The organism is Cupriavidus sp. SIMBA_020 (assembly GCF_046535395.1).
Classification (GTDB): domain Bacteria; phylum Pseudomonadota; class Gammaproteobacteria; order Burkholderiales; family Burkholderiaceae; genus Cupriavidus; species Cupriavidus campinensis.
In genome coordinates this window covers 1-237 of record NZ_JAWRWU010001654.1, presented here as the reverse complement: position 1 = coordinate 237, position 237 = coordinate 1, and the positions used below count along the sequence as shown (strand labels likewise).

The window sequence follows — 237 nt, the reverse complement described above, 5'->3', positions numbered from 1 at the left end:
CCACGTATTCGATGAAGCGCCCCGGACCCTTCGTGTCTAGGTCGGCGGTCACGGATTCGCGGCCTGCGGCGAGATGCGTGTGACGAATAGTGACGTTCTCAAAGGTCTTGATGCGGGCGTCATAGCCAGCCAAGGCGTCCCTGAGCGTCCGATCGTACTGATACAGCATGCGCACCCGGAACGAAGCGTCCAGGACCGCCACGCCCTGGATACCGTCATCGAGGCACGGGCGGAAAG

At 62.4% G+C, this 237-nt stretch carries 1 protein-coding gene; it reads right to left on the bottom strand.

The window, feature by feature from the left end; genetic code table 11:
• Positions 1-237, bottom strand: a 237-nt coding sequence (locus SB751_RS35215) for a hypothetical protein (RefSeq protein WP_410749641.1), incomplete at both ends; no start/stop codon positions are given.